Source organism: Streptomyces sp. DH12, assembly GCF_020873895.1.
In the GTDB taxonomy this organism is placed as follows: Bacteria; Actinomycetota; Actinomycetes; order Streptomycetales; family Streptomycetaceae; genus Streptomyces.
This window is the reverse complement of record NZ_JAHWGT010000006.1, coordinates 195483-213472: the sequence shown is the minus strand read 5'-3', so window position 1 is coordinate 213472 and position 17990 is coordinate 195483. Positions and strand designations below refer to the sequence as shown.

13 protein-coding genes are annotated in these 17990 nt (G+C 71.4%); 1 reads left to right on the top strand and 12 read right to left on the bottom strand.

Annotated features, from left to right (window positions below; all coding sequences use genetic code 11):
* Positions 1 to 51: 51 nt before the first annotated feature.
* The 11 genes from LPA54_RS07855 to LPA54_RS07805 form a co-directional block, all read right to left on the bottom strand.
* Positions 52 to 1974 (bottom strand): TIGR03960 family B12-binding radical SAM protein, encoded by a 1923-nt coding sequence (locus LPA54_RS07855; protein ID WP_228975146.1) that lies wholly within the window; start codon positions 1972 to 1974, stop codon positions 52 to 54.
* A 60-nt stretch (positions 1975 to 2034) separates the two neighbouring features.
* Complete coding sequence (locus LPA54_RS07850; protein ID WP_228975221.1) at positions 2035 to 3546, bottom strand: CYTH and CHAD domain-containing protein; 1512 nt, start codon at positions 3544 to 3546, stop codon at positions 2035 to 2037.
* 99 nt (positions 3547 to 3645) lie between these two features.
* Positions 3646 to 4848 carry a rod shape-determining protein RodA gene (gene rodA, locus LPA54_RS07845; RefSeq protein WP_228975145.1) on the bottom strand — a complete coding sequence of 401 codons (1203 nt, stop codon included), beginning with the start codon at positions 4846 to 4848 and terminating at the stop codon, positions 3646 to 3648.
* Positions 4849 to 4856: 8 nt separating this feature from the next.
* On the bottom strand, positions 4857 to 7046 hold the full coding sequence (gene mrdA, locus LPA54_RS07840; RefSeq protein WP_228975143.1) for a penicillin-binding protein 2: 2190 nt from the start codon (positions 7044 to 7046) through the stop codon (positions 4857 to 4859).
* Positions 7047 to 7113: 67 nt separating this feature from the next.
* Positions 7114 to 7794, bottom strand: coding sequence for a rod shape-determining protein MreD (gene mreD, locus LPA54_RS07835; protein WP_228975141.1), 681 nt, complete (start codon positions 7792 to 7794; stop codon positions 7114 to 7116).
* A gap of 4 nt (positions 7795 to 7798) precedes the next feature.
* Positions 7799 to 8806 (bottom strand): rod shape-determining protein MreC, encoded by a 1008-nt coding sequence (gene mreC, locus LPA54_RS07830; RefSeq protein WP_228975140.1) that lies wholly within the window; start codon positions 8804 to 8806, stop codon positions 7799 to 7801.
* Positions 8807 to 8907: 101 nt separating this feature from the next.
* Positions 8908 to 9927: a rod shape-determining protein gene (locus tag LPA54_RS07825; RefSeq protein ID WP_228975139.1), complete on the bottom strand. Its 1020-nt coding sequence runs from the start codon at positions 9925 to 9927 to the stop codon at positions 8908 to 8910.
* A gap of 259 nt (positions 9928 to 10186) precedes the next feature.
* The gene (gene ndk, locus LPA54_RS07820; RefSeq protein ID WP_228975137.1) at positions 10187 to 10600 is read right to left on the bottom strand and encodes a nucleoside-diphosphate kinase; all 414 of its coding nucleotides are present in this window, start codon (positions 10598 to 10600) and stop codon (positions 10187 to 10189) included.
* Positions 10601 to 10808: 208 nt separating this feature from the next.
* Positions 10809 to 11156 (bottom strand): DUF4233 domain-containing protein, encoded by a 348-nt coding sequence (locus tag LPA54_RS07815; protein WP_228975135.1) that lies wholly within the window; start codon positions 11154 to 11156, stop codon positions 10809 to 10811.
* A 4-nt stretch (positions 11157 to 11160) separates the two neighbouring features.
* Positions 11161 to 12702, bottom strand: a complete 1542-nt coding sequence (locus LPA54_RS07810) for a folylpolyglutamate synthase/dihydrofolate synthase family protein (protein ID WP_228975133.1) — start codon at positions 12700 to 12702, stop codon at positions 11161 to 11163.
* Positions 12703 to 12816: 114 nt separating this feature from the next.
* Positions 12817 to 15438 (bottom strand): valine--tRNA ligase, encoded by a 2622-nt coding sequence (locus LPA54_RS07805; protein ID WP_228975131.1) that lies wholly within the window; start codon positions 15436 to 15438, stop codon positions 12817 to 12819.
* Between the two features lie 138 nt (positions 15439 to 15576).
* On the opposite strand from LPA54_RS07805, the gene LPA54_RS07800 reads away from it, so the two are divergent.
* Positions 15577 to 16542 carry a DUF3824 domain-containing protein gene (locus tag LPA54_RS07800; RefSeq protein WP_228975130.1) on the top strand — a complete coding sequence of 322 codons (966 nt, stop codon included), beginning with the start codon at positions 15577 to 15579 and terminating at the stop codon, positions 16540 to 16542.
* A gap of 78 nt (positions 16543 to 16620) precedes the next feature.
* Here LPA54_RS07800 and clpX read toward each other — a convergent pair whose 3' ends face one another.
* Positions 16621 to 17904, bottom strand: coding sequence for an ATP-dependent Clp protease ATP-binding subunit ClpX (gene clpX / locus LPA54_RS07795; protein WP_228975129.1), 1284 nt, complete (start codon positions 17902 to 17904; stop codon positions 16621 to 16623).
* Positions 17905 to 17990: the final 86 nt, after the last annotated feature.

Below are 17990 nucleotides of genomic sequence, written 5' to 3'. Positions count from 1 at the left end.
CACGGACGTCGAGGCGTCCGGTCCTCAGGACGCCGGCACGGCGTCAGGCGCTCACTTCACGACGGACAGCGGCAGCAGCTTCTTGCCGGTGGGGCCGATCTGGATGTGCGTGTCCATCTGCGGGCAGACGCCGCAGTCGAAGCACGGGGTCCAGCGGCAGTCCTCGACCTCGGTCTCGTCGAGGGCGTCCTGCCAGTCCTCCCAGAGCCAGTCCTTGTCGAGACCGGAGTCCAGGTGGTCCCAGGGCAGGACCTCCTCGTAGGTGCGCTCACGCGTCGTGTACCAGTCGACGTCCACGCCGTAGGCGGGGAGCGTCTTCTCGGCGCACTGCATCCAGCGGTCGTAGCTGAAGTGCTCGCGCCAGCCGTCGAAGCGGCCGCCGTCCTCGTACACGGCGCGGATGACGGCCCCGACGCGGCGGTCGCCGCGCGAGAGGAGGCCCTCGACGATGCCGGGCTTGCCGTCGTGGTAGCGGAAGCCGATGGAGCGGCCGTACTTCTTGTCGCCGCGGATCCTGTCGCGGAGCTTCTCCAGGCGCGCGTCGGTCTCCTCGGCGGAGAGCTGCGGCGCCCACTGGAACGGGGTGTGCGGCTTGGGCACGAACCCGCCGATGGAGACGGTGCAGCGGATGTCGTTGGCGCCGGAGACCTCGCGGCCCTTCTGGATGACGTTCATCGCCATGTCGGCGATCTGCAGGACGTCCTCGTCGGTCTCGGTGGGCAGGCCGCACATGAAGTACAGCTTCACCTGGCGCCAGCCGTTGCCGTAGGCGGTGGCGACCGTGCGGATCAGGTCCTCCTCCGAGACCATCTTGTTGATGACCTTGCGCAGGCGCTCGGAGCCGCCCTCGGGGGCGAAGGTGAGACCGGAGCGGCGGCCGTTCCTGGTCAGCTCGTTGGCCAGGTCGACGTTGAACGCGTCCACGCGGGTGGAGGGCAGCGACAGGCCGATCTTGTCGTCCTCGTACCGGTCGGCCAGCCCCTTGGCCACCTCGCCGATCTCGGAGTGGTCGGCGGAGGAGAGCGACAGCAGGCCGACCTCCTCGAAGCCGGTCGCCTTCAGGCCCTTGTCGACCATCTCGCCGATGCCGGTGATGCTTCGCTCCCGCACGGGGCGCGTGATCATGCCGGCCTGGCAGAAGCGGCAGCCGCGGGTGCAGCCGCGGAAGATCTCCACGGACATCCGCTCGTGGACCGTCTCGGCGAGCGGGACGAGCGGCTGCTTGGGGTAGGGCCACTCGTCGAGGTCCATGACGGTGTGCTTGGACACGCGCCACGGCACGCCGGAGCGGTTGGGGACGACGCGGCCGATGCGGCCGTCCGGCAGGTACTCGACGTCGTAGAACGCCGGGATGTACACGGAGCCGGTCTTCGCCAGCCGCAGGAGGACCTCCTCGCGGCCGCCGGGGCGGCCCTCGGCCTTCCAGGCGCGGATGATGTCGGTCATGTCGAGGACGGCCTGCTCGCCGTCGCCGATGATCGCCGCGTCGATGAACTCCGCGATCGGCTCGGGGTTGAAGGCCGCGTGGCCGCCCGCGAGCACGATCGGGTCGTCGAGCGTGCGGTCCGCCGCGCTCAGCGGGATGCCCGCGAGGTCGAGCGCGGTGAGCATGTTGGTGTAGCCCAGCTCGGTGGAGAAGCTCAGGCCGAAGACGTCGAAGGCGCCCACCGGCCGGTGGCTGTCCACGGTGAACTGCGGTACGCCGTGCTCGCGCATCAGCGCCTCGAGGTCGGGCCACACGCTGTAGGTGCGCTCGGCGAGGACGCCCTCGCGCTCGTTGAGTACCTCGTAGAGGATCATGACACCCTGGTTGGGCAGACCGACCTCATAGGCGTCCGGGTACATGAGCGCCCAGCGCACGTCGCACGCGTCCCACTCCTTGACGGTGGAGTTCAACTCACCGCCGACGTACTGAATGGGCTTCTGCACGTGCGGGAGCAGAGCTTCGAGCTGTGGGAAGACCGACTCGGACATCAGAGACCTTCATGAGCGGGCAGGGGGGCGACTCTCAAGCGTACCCCGGCCCGCCGGCGGTCAGAGCCGTCGCGGTTTCCCCGCCTCGACCTCCGCCCACACCCGCGGCAGCCGCCGTTCGCAGGCGTCCGCGCGGGCTTCCTCCCGGCCGTGGAGCAGGCCCCAGGTGAAGGCCGTCTCGCCGGCCCCGTGGGCCTGGATCGCCAGGTCGCGCAGGGCGTCGCGGGCGACGACGCTGTCCTGGTGCTCGCCGAGGACCTTCTGCACGGTCTTCACGCCCTTGGTGAACCGCTTGCCGCGCTTGCCGAGCACGGGCGCGGCGGCCTCCGCGGCGTACCGGACGCGTTTGGCGGCCTTGCGGGCCTCGTGCAGGGCGAGATCCCGGTCCGGGCCGGGCGGCAGGCCGAGCGCGCGGTCGACGCGGGTGGCCATCCGGTCGTACTCGCGCAGGACCGCCGCGGGCAGCACCTCGTCGGCGGGCCCCGCCGCGGCCGGGCGCAGGGGCGGGTCGGCGAGGAGGGCGTCGAGGGCGTCCAGGAGCGCGGTGTACCGCTCGCCGTCGAGGGCGGCGAGGGTGCGGGCACGGACCCGGGCGCGGCCGGCGGCCGACCAGGCGCGCAGCCGGGCGCGGACCGGTCCCAGGAGCAGCGTGACGGGGACGGCGTCGACGTGGGAGGTGAGGCGTTCGGTGAGGACCTCCTGGTCGCGGTCGGCGCCCAGTTCGCGGGCGAGCCACTTCAGCTCGGCGGCGACCGGGTCGGTCGCGGACCGGTCCAGGAGCTTGCGGTAGCTGCGGAAGGCGCTGCGCAGACGGCGGGTGGCGACGCGCATCTGGTGGACGGAGTCGGGCAGGTCCCGGCGGACCGCGGCGTCGTGGGCGGCGAGCCGGTCGGCCTGTTCGCGCAGGTGGGCCAGGAGGTGGCCGCCGGCGGTGCCGTCGGGCTCCGGGGCGCGGGGCGGTCGCCGTCCGGTGTGGTCGAGCGCCTTGGCGAGCTTGGAGGCGGCGCCGGAGGGGGCCAGCCCCTTCTTGCGCAGCCGCTTGTCGACGGCGTCGAGGAAGGCGGGGTCGGCGCCGTCGGCGAGCTCCACCTCGATCTCGGTCCACTCGGCCGTGGCGTCGCCGCCCCCGCCGCCATTGAGGCGTTCGGCGCGGACGGTGTCGGTGCTCGCCTCGGCGAGCAGCTCGCCGCGGTCGTCGACGAGGTGGCGCACGTCGCGGCGGGAGCGGAGCCGTACGAGGGGGACGAGCGGGGCGCCGCGGGTGCGGGCCCGTACGAGGCCGGCGAGGTCGCGCGGGACCTCGTCCGCCAGCGGGGCGTGCACCTCGTCGCGGACGCCGGGGGCGACCGGCAGCTTCAGGTGCCAGCCGGCGTCGGCGCCGCCGGTGCGGCGGCGCAGGGTGACGGAGGCCGCGGCGAGGCGGAGGTCCTCGGTGTCGTAGTAGACGGCGTCCAGCTCGGCGACGCCCCGGTCGAGGACGGCCGCGACGCCCCGGACCGCGGTGAGGTCCGGCAGCCGCGTGCCGGGGTCGGCTTCGTACTTCCGCTCGATCTCGCGCTTCGCATCCGCCACCATGCCCTTCCAGGTGCCCCGGAACGGCCCGGCCATGCGGCCCCGGGCGGCGGGCGGGGCGGGAGGGCGGGGCGGGCGTGGGGCGGGAGTGGGGCGGCGCTAGGCGGCCAGTGGCCGCTGCACCCGGATCGACTGGAGCAGTCCGACCGCCACCCAGACGGCGAACATCGACGAGCCGCCGTACGACACGAACGGCAGCGGCAGGCCCGCGACCGGCATGATGCCGAGGGTCATGCCGATGTTCTCGAAGGACTGGAACGCGAACCAGGCGATGATGCCGGCGGCGACGATGGTGCCGTACAGCTCGGTCGTCTCCCGGGCGATGCGGCAGGCCCGCCAGAGGACCACGCCGAGCAGGGCGATGATCACGCCGGCGCCGAGGAAGCCGAGCTCCTCGCCGGCGACGGTGAAGATGAAGTCGGTCTGCTGCTCGGGGACGAACTGGCCGGTCGTCTGGTGGCCGTTGAAGAGGCCGGCGCCGTACAGGCCGCCGGAGCCGATCGCGATGCGGGCCTGGTTGGTGTTGTAGCCGACGCCGGCGGGGTCGAGCTCGGGGTTGGCGAAGGCGGCGAAGCGGTTGATCTGGTACTCGTCGAGGACGCCGAGCGCGGCGACGAGGACGGCGCCGGCCACCCCGGCGCCGACGAGGCCGAGGACCCAGCGGTTGGAGGCGCCGGAGGCGAGGAGCACGCCGAGGACGATCACCACCATCACCATGACCGAGCCGAGGTCCGGCATGAGCATCACGATGGCCATGGGCAGGGCGGCGATGAGCAGGGACTTGGCGACGGTGCGGTGGTCGGGGTGGAGCTGGTCGCCGGCGTCGACGCGGGCCGCGAGGAGCATCGCCATGCCGAGGATGATCGTCACCTTGACGAACTCGGAGGGCTGGAGGGAGAAGCCGCCGCCGAGGACGATCCACGCGTGGGCGCCGTTGATGGTCGCGCCGAGCGGGGTGAGGACGAGCAGCACCAGCACCACGGAGATGCCGTACAGGAAGGGGACGGCCCCGCGCAGGGTGCGGTGGCCGAGCCAGATCGTGCCCACCATCAGCGCGAAGCCGATGCTGGTGTTGAGCAGGTGCTTGAAGAGGAACGAGTACGGGTCGCCCCCGTTCAGCTGGGTGCGGTTGCGGGTGGCGGACCACACGAGGAGCGCGCCGAGCAGGGACAGGGCGAGCGAGGAGAAGAGCAGCGGCCAGTCGAGCCGGCGCACGAGGGAGTCGCGGGCGGTGAGCCGGGCCCACAGCCCGCCGCGCTCGGGTGCGTAGCGGGGGACGGAGAAGGTGTTGGTTCCGGGCATGGTGGCGCTCAGTCCCTCCAGACCGGTGGGCCGGCGAGGCCCTGCTGTGCGTCGTCCGTGCCCTCGCCGTCCTTGGGCTTCTGCGCCTCCGGGTCGTACGGCTTGACGGCGGGGGCGTCGATGGAGCCGTCGGGCTGGATCTTCGGCAGGGTCTTCTGCGGGGTGGGCAGCAGGGCGCGCTTGAGGTCCTGGTTGCCCGCGTCGTCGAGGCCGTAGAGGGCGTCGTAGATGTTGCGGACGGCGGGTCCTGAGGCGCCGGAGCCGGTGCCGCCCTGGGAGATCGTCATGACGATGGTGAACTCGTCGGTGTAGGTGGCGAACCAGGAGGTCGTCTGCTTGCCGTAGACCTGGGCGGTGCCGGTCTTGGCCCGCATGGGGATCTTGTCCTGGGGCCAGCCCTCGAACCGCCAGGCGGCGGTGCCGCCGGGTTCGACGACGGAGCGCAGTCCCTTGTCGAGGTCGCTGACGGTCTGGGCGTCCACGGGGAGCCGGCCGCGGCGCTTGGGCGTGATCTCCTCGATCCTCTTGCCGTCGGGGCTGATCACGGCCTTGCCGATGGTGGGTTCGTAGAGGGTGCCGCCGTTGCTGATGGCGGCGTAGGCGGTGGCCATCTGGATGGGGGTGACGAGGACGTCGCCCTGGCCGATGGCGTAGTTGATGCTGTCGAAGGCCTTCAGCTGGTTGCCCTCGAGGCAGTTCTCGTAGGCGATCTGCTCGACGTAGCTACCGCCCTTCTTGCCCTGCCGGCACCAGGCGTCCTTGTTGGCCTGCCAGAACCGCTGCTTCCACTGGCGGTCGGGGATGCGGCCGGTGACCTCGTTGGGGAGGTCGATGCCGGTCTCGGAGCCGAGGCCGAAGTCGTGTGCGGTGCGGTAGAACCAGTCGTGGGCGTCCTTCTTCGGCTTGAGGCCGCCGTCCTTCTGCCACTCCTGGTGGCCGAGGGCGTAGAAGACGGTGTTGCAGGAGAACTTCAGGGCGTCGCCGAGGGTGATGGGGCCGTGGCCCTTGGACTCGAAGTTGGCGAAGCTGCGGCCGCCGAGGCTGTAGGAGCTGCTGCAGTTGTAGCGGCCGTCGAAGGGGTAGCCGGCGCGTACCGCCGCGCTCGCCGAGACCACCTTGAAGATGGAGCCGGCGGGCGCCTGCCCCTGGATGGCCCGGTTGAGCAGCGGGTAGTTGGAGTTCTTGCCGGTGAGTCGGGCGTACTCCTTGCCGGAGATGCCGCCGACCCAGGCGTTGGGGTCGTAGTCGGGCTGGGAGGCCATCGCGACGACGCGGCCGGTCTTGGACTCCATGACGACGACGGCGCCCGCGTCGGCCTCGTAGGGGCGGCCGGTGACCCGGTCGGTCTCCTTGCGGACGGTCTCCATCGCCTGGTGGAGCTCGTACTCGGCGACGGCCTGGACGCGTGCGTCGATGCTGGTGACGACGGTGGAGCCGGGCCGGCCGGGGTCGCTCTCCGCCTCGCCGAGGACCCGGCCGAGGTTGTCGACCTCGTAGCGGGTGACGCCGGCCTTGCCGCGCAGGGCCTTGTCGTACGTGCGCTCCAGGCCGGAGCGGCCGACCTGGTCGGAGCGGAGGAACGGCGAGTCGCTGTCCTTGGCCTCCTCGATCTCCTCGTCGGTGACGGGCGAGAGGTAGCCGAGGACCTGCGCGGTGCGGGCCTTGCCGGGGGCCGGGTAGCGGCGTACGGCGGTGGGCTCCGCGGTGATGCCGGGGAAGTCCTCGGCGCGTTCGCGGATCTGCAGGGCCTGCTGGGTGGTGGCCTTGTCGGTGACGGGGATGGGCTGGAAGGGCGAGCCGTTCCAGCAGGGCTGGGGGGTCTTGGAGTCGCAGAGGCGGATCTTGTCCATGACCTCCTTGGGCTTCATGTGCAGGACGCCCGCGAGCCGGGTGAGGACGGCCTTGCCGTCGTCCTTCATCTTCATCAGCTCGGTGCGGGACGCGGAGACCACGAGGCGGGTCTCGTTGTCGGCGAGGGGCACGCCGCGGGCGTCGAGGATGGAGCCGCGGACGGCGGGCTGCACGACCTGCTGGACGTGGTTGTTGCGCGCCTCGTCGGTGTACTCCTTGCCCTGCCGGATCTGGAGGTACCACAGCCGGCCGAGGAGGGTGAGGAGGAGGGAGAAGACGAGGACCTGGATGACGACGAGGCGGATCTGGACGCGCTGGGTGCGGCCCGTCTCCGGGATGTTGCTCATGACTCCCTCCCCTGGGTGTGTCGACGCGTACGGGTCGCCGGTGCCGTCCGGACCGCTCCGCCCGGCCTCACCGGCGCCTGACCCCCTTGATGCGGGCCGCGCGGGCCGCTCTGCTCCGGGCGGCCCGGGTCCGCAGCCCGCCGCGCAGTCCGCCGCCGCGCCGGTCGCCGACGTGCAGCCCGGTGCCGGAGGCGATCCAGCCGGAGGTGACGTCGCCGGCGGTGCCGGTCGCCTCGGCGAGCGGATCGTTGTCGGCCTTCCGGGCGAGCGCCATGATCCACGGCACGGTGAACGGGGCGAGCAGCAGGTCGTAGACGACGGCGGTGAGGATCAGCGAGACGAGGCCGACGTGGCGCGCCCCGGTGTCGCCGACGAGCGCGCCGACGCCCGCGTAAAGCAGCGTCGAGCCGACGGCGGCGGCGACGACCATGACCATGGGGCCGGCGGCGGACCGGGGCTGGCCGTTCTCCGGCTTGGTGAGGCCGGCGACGTAGCCGATGACGCAGAGCACGAGGGCGTAGCGGCCGACGGCGTGGTCGGCGGGCGGGGCCAGGTCGGCGAGGAGGCCCGCGCCGAAGCCGATGAGCGCGCCGCTGACGTGCCCGTACACCAGGGACAGGGCGAGGACGGTCAGCAGGACCAGGTCGGGTACGGCGCCGGGCAGCTGGAGGCGCGCCAGGACGGAGACCTGCACCACGAGGGCGACGACGACGAGGGTGCTGGAGAGCAGGATCCGGTTGAAGCGCATGGGACTACTCCTGCTCCTGCTCGTCGGTGCGGCCGGTGACGCCGGGCTGCGCCTCCGCCTGCCCTTCCCGCTCCCCCTGCGGCCGGTCGCCCTCGGCGGCCTCCGCGTCCGGGGAGGGGGTGACCGTGACGGTGACGGTCGGGGCCGGCTTCGGCTTGGCGGGCAGGACCGTGTCGCGCGGGTCGGTGCGCGGCGGCTGGACGACCACGCCGACGATGTCGAGGCGGCTGAACGCGGCGTAGGAGCGGACGAAGAGCCGGCGGGTCAGGTCGCCGCTGGACGGGTCGACGCGGATGACCTCGCCGACCGGGACGCCGGGGACGAACGGCCGGTCGGCCTGCGAACCGAAGGTGACGAGCCGGTCGCCGGGCCGCACCTTCGCCTTGCCGTTGAGGAGCTGCACGGAGAGCGGGCGCTCGCCCTGGCCGGTGGCGAAGCCCAGCTCGTTGGTGCGCTCTATGCGGGTGCCGACGGTGAAGTCGGGGTCGTTGGCGAGGAGCACGGTGGAGGTGGAGGGGCCGACGGTGGTGACGCGTCCGACGAGGCCGTCGCCGTTGATGACGGTCATGTCGCGGCGGATGCCGTCGTGGGAGCCGGCGTCGATGGTGACCGTCCAGGAGAAGCCCTGCGCGGCTCCTATGGCGATGACCTCGGCCGCCTTGATGCCGTACTGGCCGGCGCCGGCCGTGCGCAGCAGGGTGTCGAGCTCCCGGACCCGGTTGCGGTTGCGGTCGTCGCTGCCGAGTCTCGCCTTCAGCTCGGCGTTCTCCCGCTCCAGTCGTGCGATGCGGCTGTGGCGCTCGCCCGAGTCGCGTACGGCCCCGATGGCGTTGCCGATCGGGTCGACGGCGGACGCGACGCCGTTCTCGACCGGACCGAACACGGTGGCGGCGGCCCGCCGGGCTCCGTCGACCGGTGATTCCTGCCCGCCGCGGATGTCGACCGTGATCAGGGCGAACGCCACGGCGACGAGCAGCGCCAGGAGCAGCCGGCTCTCTTTCGTGTCCCTCACGTGGGGCGGCCGTACCTTCCTCGTAGGAATGTTCATGCCGTTATACCAACGATCAGCCGTACGGGTCCGACAGCACCCGTACGGCTGACCGGCGTGGGCCGTTACCTGCGGGGCTGGGCGTCCAGGACCTGCTGGAGCGCCTCGAACTCCTCCACGCACTTGCCCGAGCCGAGGGCCACGGAGTCGAGGGGGTCCTCGGCGATGTGGATCGGCATGCCCGTCTCGCGGCGCAGCCGCTCGTCGAGGCCGCGCAGCAGGGCGCCGCCGCCGGTGAGGACGATGCCGCGGTCCATGACGTCGCCGGAGAGCTCCGGGGGGCACTTGTCGAGGGTGGTCTTCACGGCGTCGACGATGGCGTTGACCGGTTCCTCGATGGCCTTGCGGACCTCGCCGGCCGAGATGACGACGGTCTTCGGCAGGCCGGAGACGAGGTCGCGACCGCGGATCTCGGTGTGCTCGTCCTCGCCGAGGTCGTGCGCCGAACCGATGGTGATCTTGATCTGTTCGGCGGTGCGCTCACCGAGGAGGAGGCTGTACTCCTTCTTGATGTGCTGGATGATCGCGTTGTCCAGCTCGTCGCCGGCGACGCGGATGGACTGTGCCGTGACGATTCCGCCGAGGGAGATCACGGCGACCTCCGTGGTGCCGCCGCCGATGTCGACCACCATGTTGCCGGTGGCCTCGTGCACGGGCAGGCCGGAGCCGATGGCGGCGGCCATGGGCTCCTCGATGATGTGCACCTGGCGGGCGCCGGCCTGCGTCGACGCCTCGATCACGGCGCGGCGCTCGACGCCGGTGATGCCGGAGGGCACGCAGACGACGACCCGGGGGCGGGCCAGATAGCGGCGCTTGTGGATTTTCAGGATGAAGTAGCGGAGCATCCGCTCGGTGATCTCGAAGTCGGCGATCACGCCGTCCTTCAGCGGCCGTACGGCGACGATGTTGCCGGGGGTCCGGCCGATCATCTTCTTCGCTTCCGCGCCGACCGCCAGGATGCCACCGGTGTTGGTGTTGATGGCGACGACCGACGGCTCGTTGAGGACGATGCCGCGACCCCTGACGTACACCAGCGTGTTGGCGGTCCCGAGGTCGACAGCCATGTCACGGCCGATGAACGACATAGAGTTCCCCTTGTTTCCCATGAGGAGCGTCGGGCCTTCCCATAGAGCGTTGACGGCTTCTCAGGACGGCGCGCTGGTTCGTGTGGAGCGGAGGATTCCATCGTAGTGCCGCCTACGCGAACACCGCGCGGTGGTCCGCCTCTGTATAGGTGACGAGGTGTCGGACCGATGCGTTCCCGATCATCGTCGTCATATGCCGGGGGGCGACCGAATTCCATCGGTCGCCCCAGGGCGAGAGCGCTGTATGGCTGACCGCAGGTCAGGAAAGACCCGGGAAGAAAAGCTTCAGTTCCCGAATGGCGGACTCCTCGGAGTCCGAGGCGTGGATCAGGTTCTCGCGGACGATCGTGCCGTAGTCCCCCCGGATGGAGCCGGGCGCCGCGGCGATCGGGTCGGTCGGGCCGGCCAGCCGGCGCACGCCCTCGATGACCCGCTCGCCCTCGACGACCAGCGCGACGACGGGGCCGGAGGACATGAAGGCGACGAGCGGCTCGTAGAAGGGCTTGCCCTGGTGCTCGCCGTAGTGCTGCTCCAGCGTCTCCTGGTCCAGGGTGCGCAGCTCCAGCGCGGTGATGCTCCAGCCGGCCTTGCGCTCGAAACGGCCGATGATCTCGCCGATCAGGCCACGGCGGACGGCGTCGGGCTTGAGCAGGACGAGCGTGCGCTCGGTCATGGTGTGCGGCTCCTTGCAGGCCGGGCGGTGTGCGGTTCCGCCCGAGGTTACCCGGTGTGATCGGCGCCCCGGCACCCGCCTGGCGTATACGGCCCGCGGGGCCCGGACGCCGGCCCGCCGCACGGCCGCCGGCCGGTCCGCGGGCGGCGGCGCCAGGGGGTGTCTCGTCGATCACGCCGGGCTCCCGGCATGATCGACGAGACACCCCCTACGGGGCCTCGGCGGCCTGCGCCGACGCCCAGCGGGCCTTCGCCTCGTCGATCCGGCGGCCGTAGTGGATCGACGCCCACCACAGCCCGGCGAAGAGCAGGCCGAGGAAGAACATGATCGGCACGACGAAGCCGCTCGCCACGAGGGCGATCTGCAGCGCCCAACCCAGCTGGACGCCGCCCGGTCGGGTGAGCATCCCGCACAGCAGGACGCAGAGCAGCATCGCGACGCCGCACACGGCCCATACGGTGCCCGTGGCGAGGCTGTCGTCCTTCATGGCCACCAGCCCGGCGAAACCGATGACGAAGAACTCGCCGATCAGTGTCGAGGCGCAGAGCGTACGCATCGTGTCAGCCCTTCCGCAGGAGCAGCCGGGCTTCCCCGACCGTGATCACCGAACCCGTCACCAGCACACCCGCGCCCGCGAACTCGCCCTCCTCCTCGGCGAGCGTGATCGCCGCCTCCAGGGCGTCGTCGAGGCGCGGCTCGACGACGACCCGCTCCTCGCCGAAGACCTCCACCGCCACCGCGGCGAGGGCGTCGGGGTCCATGGCGCGGGGGGTGGAGTTCGCCGTGACGACGACCTCCGCGAAGATCGGCTCGAAGGCTTCGAGCAGCCCGCGCACGTCCTTGTCCGCGCTCGCGCCGACCACGCCGATGAGCCGGGAGAAGCCGAACGCCTCCCGCACGCCGTCCGCGGCGGCCCGCGCCCCGGCGGGGTTGTGCGCGGCGTCGAGGACGACGGTCGGGCTGCGCCGGACGACCTCCAGGCGGCCCGGCGACGCCACCGACGCGAACGCCTTGCGGACGATGTCGACGTCCAGCGGGCGGGCGTGCTGGGCGCCGATCCCGAAGAACGCCTCGACCGCGGCGAGCGCCACCGCGGCGTTGTGGGCCTGGTGGGCGCCGTACAGCGGCAGGAACACGCCGTCGTACTCGCCGCCGAGGCCGCGCAGCGTCAGCAGCTGGCCGCCGACGGCGACCTCGCGGGAGACGACGCCGAACTCCATGCCCTCGCGGGCGACGGTCGCGTCGACGTCCACGGCCTTCTTCAGCAGCACCTGCGCCGCGTCCACCGGCTGCTGCGCCAGGATGACGGTGGCGCCCTCCTTGATGACGCCGGCCTTCTCGCCGGCGATCTCCGCGGTGGTCGAACCGAGCCGGTCGGTGTGGTCCAGGGAGATCGGCGTGACGACGGCGACGGAGGCGTCGATGACGTTCGTCGCGTCCCAGGTGCCGCCCATGCCCACCTCGACGACGGCCGCGTCGACCGGGGCGTCGGCGAAGGCGGCGTACGCCATCGCGGTGAGGACCTCGAAGAACGACAGCCGGTACTCCTGGCTGCCGTCGACCAGGTCGAGGTACGGCTGGACGTCCCGGTACGCCTCGACGAACCGCTCGGCGCTGATGGGGGCGCCGTCGAGGCTGATCCGCTCGGTGATCATCTGGACGTGCGGCGAGGTGTAGCGGCCGGTGCGCAGGTCGAACGCGCCGAGCAGCGCCTCGATCATGCGGGCCGTGGACGTCTTGCCGTTGGTCCCGGTGATGTGGAGGGAGGGGTAGGCGCGCTGCGGGTCGCCGAGGACGTCCATGAGGGCGGCGATCCGCCGGACGGACGGCTCCAACTTCGTCTCGCCCCAGCGGGTCGAGAGCTCCTGCTCGACCTCGCGCAGCGCGGCGTCGACCTCGGGGTCGGTGGGCCGGGTCGGCACGGGGTCCCCCTCGGGCGGGCCGGACTGGGCGCGCAGGGTGCGGCTGCCCGCCTCGATCACCGCCAGGTCGGGGTCTCGCTCGGTCTCCGCGCCGACGATGCCGTCGAAGTCGTCGGAGGCGTCGAAGGCGTCGCCGGTCGGGTGGTCGCTGGGGTCGCTGGACGAGGGCTGCTCACTCACGCCGTCCAGTCTACGGAGCGCCGCCGCCGCGGTCCGGCCGGACCCGCGCACTGGGCGCCAGACCCGCGAGGGCCCCGCGGCCGTGCGGCCGGCGGGGCCCTCGGGGCGGGCGGGTCAGCCCTGCGGCAGGTTCGCCAGCTGGCCGCCGATGCGGGCGATGTCCTCGTCCGCCTGGGCGAGCCGCGTGCGGATCTTCTCGACGACCTGGTCGGGCGCCTTGGCGAGGAACGCCTCGTTGCCGAGTTTCGCCTGCGCCTGGGCCCGCTCCTTCTCGGCCGCCGCCAGGTCCTTCGCCAGGCGCTTGCGCTCCGCGGCGACGTCGATGGTGCCCGACAGGTCGAGCGCGACCGTGGCGCCGGCGACCGGCAGGGAGGCGGTGGCGTGGAAGCCCTCGCCCTCCGGCTGGAGGCGCAGCAGCTGGCGGATGGCCGCCTCGTGCGGGGCGAGCGCCGTACCGGCGAGGTCGAGGCGGGCCGGGACCTTCTGGCCGGGCTGGAGGCCCTGGTCGGAGCGGAAGCGGCGGACCTCGGTGACGACGCGCTGGACGAGTTCGATCTCGCGCTCGGCCACGTCGTCGCGGAAGCCGCTGTCGCGCGGCCAGTCGGCGACGACGAGGGACTCGCCGCCCGTGAGCGTCGTCCACAGGGTGTCGGTGACGAAGGGGACGACGGGGTGCAGCAGGCGCAGCATCACGTCGAGGACCTCGCCGAGGACCCGGCCGGAGACCCGGGCCTGCTCGCCGCCCGCGAAGAACGTCGTCTTCGACAGCTCGACGTACCAGTCGAAGACCTCGTCCCACGCGAAGTGGTAGAGCGCGTCGGAGAGCTTCGCGAACTCGAAGTCCTCGTAGTACGCGTCGACTTCGGCGACCGTCTTGTTCAGGCGGGAGAGGATCCACCGGTCCGTGGCGGACATCCGCGACGGCTCGGGCAGGGGGCCCTCGACCGTCGCGCCGTTCATCAGCGCGAAGCGGGTGGCGTTCCAGATCTTGTTGGCGAAGTTCCGGGAGGCCTGCACCCAGTCCTCGCCGATCGGGACGTCGGTGCCGGGGTTGGCGCCGCGGGCGAGGGTGAAGCGGACGGCGTCGGAGCCGTACGCGTCCATCCAGTCCAGCGGGTCGACGACGTTGCCGAAGGACTTCGACATCTTCTTGCCGCGCTCGTCGCGGACGAGGCCGGTCAGCGCGATGGTCTTGAAGGGGGGCTCGCCGTCCATGGCGTACAGGCCGAACATCATCATCCGGGCGACCCAGAAGAAGATGATGTCGTGGCCCGTGAGCAGCACGTCGGTCGCGTAGAACTTCTCCAGGTCCGGGGTGTGCTCCGGCCAGCCCAGCGTGGAGAACGGCCACAGGCCGGAGGAGAACCACGTGTCGAGGACGTCGGTGTCCTGCGTCCAGCCCTCGCCCGTCGGGGCCTCGTCGTCGGGTCCGACGCAGACGACCTCGCCGTTCGGCCCGTACCAGACGGGGATGCGGTGGCCCCACCACAGCTGGCGCGAGATGCACCAGTCGTGCATGTTGTCGACCCAGTCGAAGTACCGCTTCGACATGTCCTCCGGGTGGATCCTGACCCGGCCGTCGCGGACGGCGTCGCCGGCGGCCTGGGCGAGCGGGGCGACCTTGACCCACCACTGCATCGACAGGCGCGGCTCGACGGTGGTCCGGCAGCGGGAGCAGTGGCCCACGGAGTGGACGTACGGCCGCTTCTCGGCGACGATCCGGCCCTGCTCGCGCAGCGCGCCGACGACGGAGGAGCGCGCCTCGAACCGGTCCAGGCCCTGGAAGGGGCCGTGGACGGTGATGACGCCGCGCTCGTCCATGATGGTCAGCGACTCCAGGCCGTGGCGCTGGCCGATGGCGAAGTCGTTCGGATCGTGGGCCGGGGTGACCTTGACCGCGCCGGTGCCGAACTCCGGGTCGACGTGCGCGTCGGCGACGACGGGGATCGTACGGTCCGTCAGCGGCAGCTTGATGCGCTTGCCGACGAGGTGCCGGTACCGCTCGTCGTCCGGGTGGACGGCGACGGCCGTGTCGCCGAGCATCGTCTCGGCGCGGGTGGTGGCGACGACGAGGCTGTCCTCACCCTCGCCGTACCGGATGGAGACGAGCTCGCCGTCGTCCTCCTGGTACTCCACCTCGATGTCCGAGATGGCGGTCAGGCAGCGCGGGCACCAGTTGATGATGCGCTCGGCGCGGTAGATCAGCTCGTCGTCGTAGAGCTTCTTGAAGATGGTCTGGACGGCCTTCGACAGGCCCTCGTCCATGGTGAACCGCTCGCGCGACCAGTCGACGCCGTCGCCGAGGCGGCGCATCTGGCCGAGGATCCTGCCGCCGTACTCCTCCTTCCACTGCCACACCCGCCGGACGAACTCCTCGCGGCCCAGGTCGTGGCGGGACTTGCCCTCCTCGGCGAGCTGCTGCTCGACCTTGTTCTGGGTGGCGATGCCGGCGTGGTCCATGCCGGGCAGCCACAGCGCCTCGTACCCCTGCATGCGCTTGCGGCGGGTGAGGGCGTCCATGAGGGTGTGCTGGAAGGCGTGGCCCAGGTGGAGGCTGCCGGTGACGTTCGGCGGCGGGATGACGATGGTGTAGGCGGGCTTGGAGCTCGTCGCCTCGGCCGTGAAGTAACCGCGCTCCACCCAGCGCTCGTACAGCTTCCCCTCTACCTCGGCCGGCGCGTACTGGGTCGGCAGTTCGGGGACGGATGCTGGCTGCTGCTGAGTGTTCTCGGTCACCGGGCCAGTTTAGAGGTGTCACAGGCGCGTACTGAAACGGGAATGTTCCGTGATGGTGCGCACCCCGGCGGCCTGGGAGGGGCCTGCTTCGGCCACTATGTGGGGAACGCATAAACGTCTGGATGGGGGAACCCTTCGATGAGCTACAACCAGCCGGGCCCGTACGGTGGACCGCCGCAGCAGCCGGGGCCGTACGGTCAGCCGGGCCCCTACGGGCAGCAGCCCGGCCCCTACGGCCAGCCCCCGCAGGCGCCCCAGCCCGGCTACGGCTACCCGCAGCAGGCCCCGCCGCCGCAGCCCGGCTACGGCTACCCGCAGCAGCAGCCCCACCCGTACGGCCAGCCGCCGCAGCCCGGCGCGTACGGCCAGCCCCCGCAGCAGCCGCAGTACGGCGGCCCGGGCGGCTACCCGGGCGCCCCGGTGCCGCCCGCGCGGAAGAAGAAGACGGGCCTGGTCATCGGGGTGACCGCGGGTGTCGCGGCCCTCGCCGTCGGCGCGTGGTTCGTCTTCGGCGGCGGCCTGGGCGGCGGCCTGGAGGACGACGGCCCGCACAAGCTGACCGCGCCGGAGACGGTCCTCGGCGAGTACAAGCGCTCCTCCAAGGAGGGCGCGAGCAGCGACAGCATGGTGAAGGACCTGGAGAAGGCCGGCGTCCAGGGCGGCACCTCCGTGACGGGCTCGTACTCGACGGTCGACCCCAAGAAGATCGACATGACCAACCCGTCGGCCTCCCCGGAGCTGATGACGGCGAAGTCGGTCAGCTTCAACGGTGTCCACGGCACGATCGCCGACCCGGAGAAGACCCTCGACGCCTACTTCGCCAGCGTGCAGGCGGAGGCGAAGAAGGACACCAAGAGCACGTCGAAGCTGGTCGGCTCTCCGGAGGAGATGGAGCCGGACGGCTTCAACGGCGTGATGAAGTGCCAGTCCGTCGAGGGCGAGAACCTCATGACGAAGCAGCGCCAGACGAACTGGTTCTGCGCGTGGGCGGACCACAGCACCTTCGCCATGGTCTACGCCGGCCAGGCGACGACCGGCCTCGGCAAGGACGCGGCGGCGCAGATCACCGCCGACCTCCGCAAGGAGATCCGCGTCAAGGCGTGACGCCGGGGGGACGACGCCAGGGCGCCCGGCCGGTTGGTGAACCGGCCGGGCGCCCTGGCGTCGTGGTGGAGCCGCGCGCTACGCGCTCTTCTCGTGGCGGCCCGGGTCCTTGACGACCCGGGGCACGAGGGTGGGGTTGACGTTGTTGTGGACGACGTCCTCGGTGACGACGACGCGGGCCACGTCCTTGCGGGACGGCACCTCGTACATCACCGACATGAGGACCTCCTCCATGATGGCCCGCAGGCCGCGCGCGCCGGTGCCGCGGAGGATGGCCTGGTCGGCGATGGCCTCCAGGGCGGGGCGGTCGAAGTCCAGCTCCACGCCGTCGAGTTCGAACAGGCGCTGGTACTGCTTCACCAGGGCGTTGCGCGGCTCGACGAGGATCTTCAGCAGCGCCTCGCGGTCCAGGTTGTGGACGGAGGTGATGACGGGGAGGCGGCCGATGAACTCGGGGATCATCCCGAACTTCACCAGGTCCTCCGGCATGACCTCCTGGAACTGGTCGCTCGCCTCGATCTCCCGCTTGGAGCGGATCGTCGCGCCGAAGCCGATGCCCTTCGCGCCCGCCCGGGACTCGATGATCTTCTCCAGGCCGGCGAAGGCACCGCCCACGATGAACAGCACGTTCGTCGTGTCGATCTGGATGAACTCCTGGTGCGGGTGCTTGCGGCCGCCCTGCGGCGGGACGGAGGCGGTCGTGCCCTCCAGGATCTTCAGCAGCGCCTGCTGGACGCCCTCACCGGACACGTCCCGTGTGATGGACGGGTTTTCACTCTTACGGGCGACCTTGTCGATCTCGTCGATGTAGATGATGCCCGTCTCGGCCTTCTTGACGTCGTAGTCGGCCGCCTGGATGAGCTTCAGGAGGATGTTCTCGACGTCCTCGCCGACGTAGCCGGCCTCCGTCAGCGCCGTCGCGTCGGCGATGGCGAACGGCACGTTCAGCATGCGCGCGAGGGTCTGGGCCAGGAGCGTCTTGCCGGAGCCCGTCGGGCCCAGCAGCAGGATGTTGGACTTGGCCAGTTCGATCGCGTCGTCCCGGCCCTGCGCGCCGCCGTTCTCGCCGGCCTGCACGCGCTTGTAGTGGTTGTACACCGCGACCGACAGGGCCTTCTTCGCGGGCTCCTGCCCGACGACGTACCCCTCGAGAAACTCGTAGATCTCGCGGGGCTTGGGGAGTTCCTCCCAGCGCACCTCGCTCGTCTCGGCGAGTTCTTCCTCGATGATCTCGTTGCAGAGGTCGATGCACTCGTCGCAGATGTACACACCGGGTCCTGCGATGAGCTTCTTCACCTGCTTCTGGCTCTTTCCGCAGAACGAGCACTTGAGCAGGTCGCCGCCATCACCGATGCGTGCCACGAGGTGCTTCCCCTTCGCCTGGGAGCGGCTTGTTCGCAGCCGACTCCTGGTGCCTCATATCCGACGGTACCTTGCCGGGCCCCCCG

Bases quoted from the DNA above. Each gene is read 5' to 3' on its own strand.
- LPA54_RS07855 (WP_228975146.1), bottom strand. From the start codon at position 1,974: ATGTCCGAGTCGGTCTTCCCACAGCTCGAAGCTCTGCTCCCGCACGTG.
- rodA (WP_228975145.1), bottom strand. From the start codon at position 4,848: ATGCCCGGAACCAACACCTTCTCCGTCCCCCGCTACGCACCCGAGCGC.
- mrdA (WP_228975143.1), bottom strand. From the start codon at position 7,046: ATGAGCAACATCCCGGAGACGGGCCGCACCCAGCGCGTCCAGATCCGC.
- mreD (WP_228975141.1), bottom strand. From the start codon at position 7,794: ATGCGCTTCAACCGGATCCTGCTCTCCAGCACCCTCGTCGTCGTCGCC.
- LPA54_RS07825 (WP_228975139.1), bottom strand. From the start codon at position 9,927: ATGTCGTTCATCGGCCGTGACATGGCTGTCGACCTCGGGACCGCCAAC.
- ndk (WP_228975137.1), bottom strand. From the start codon at position 10,600: ATGACCGAGCGCACGCTCGTCCTGCTCAAGCCCGACGCCGTCCGCCGT.
- LPA54_RS07815 (WP_228975135.1), bottom strand. From the start codon at position 11,156: ATGCGTACGCTCTGCGCCTCGACACTGATCGGCGAGTTCTTCGTCATC.
- LPA54_RS07800 (WP_228975130.1), top strand. From the start codon at position 15,577: ATGAGCTACAACCAGCCGGGCCCGTACGGTGGACCGCCGCAGCAGCCG.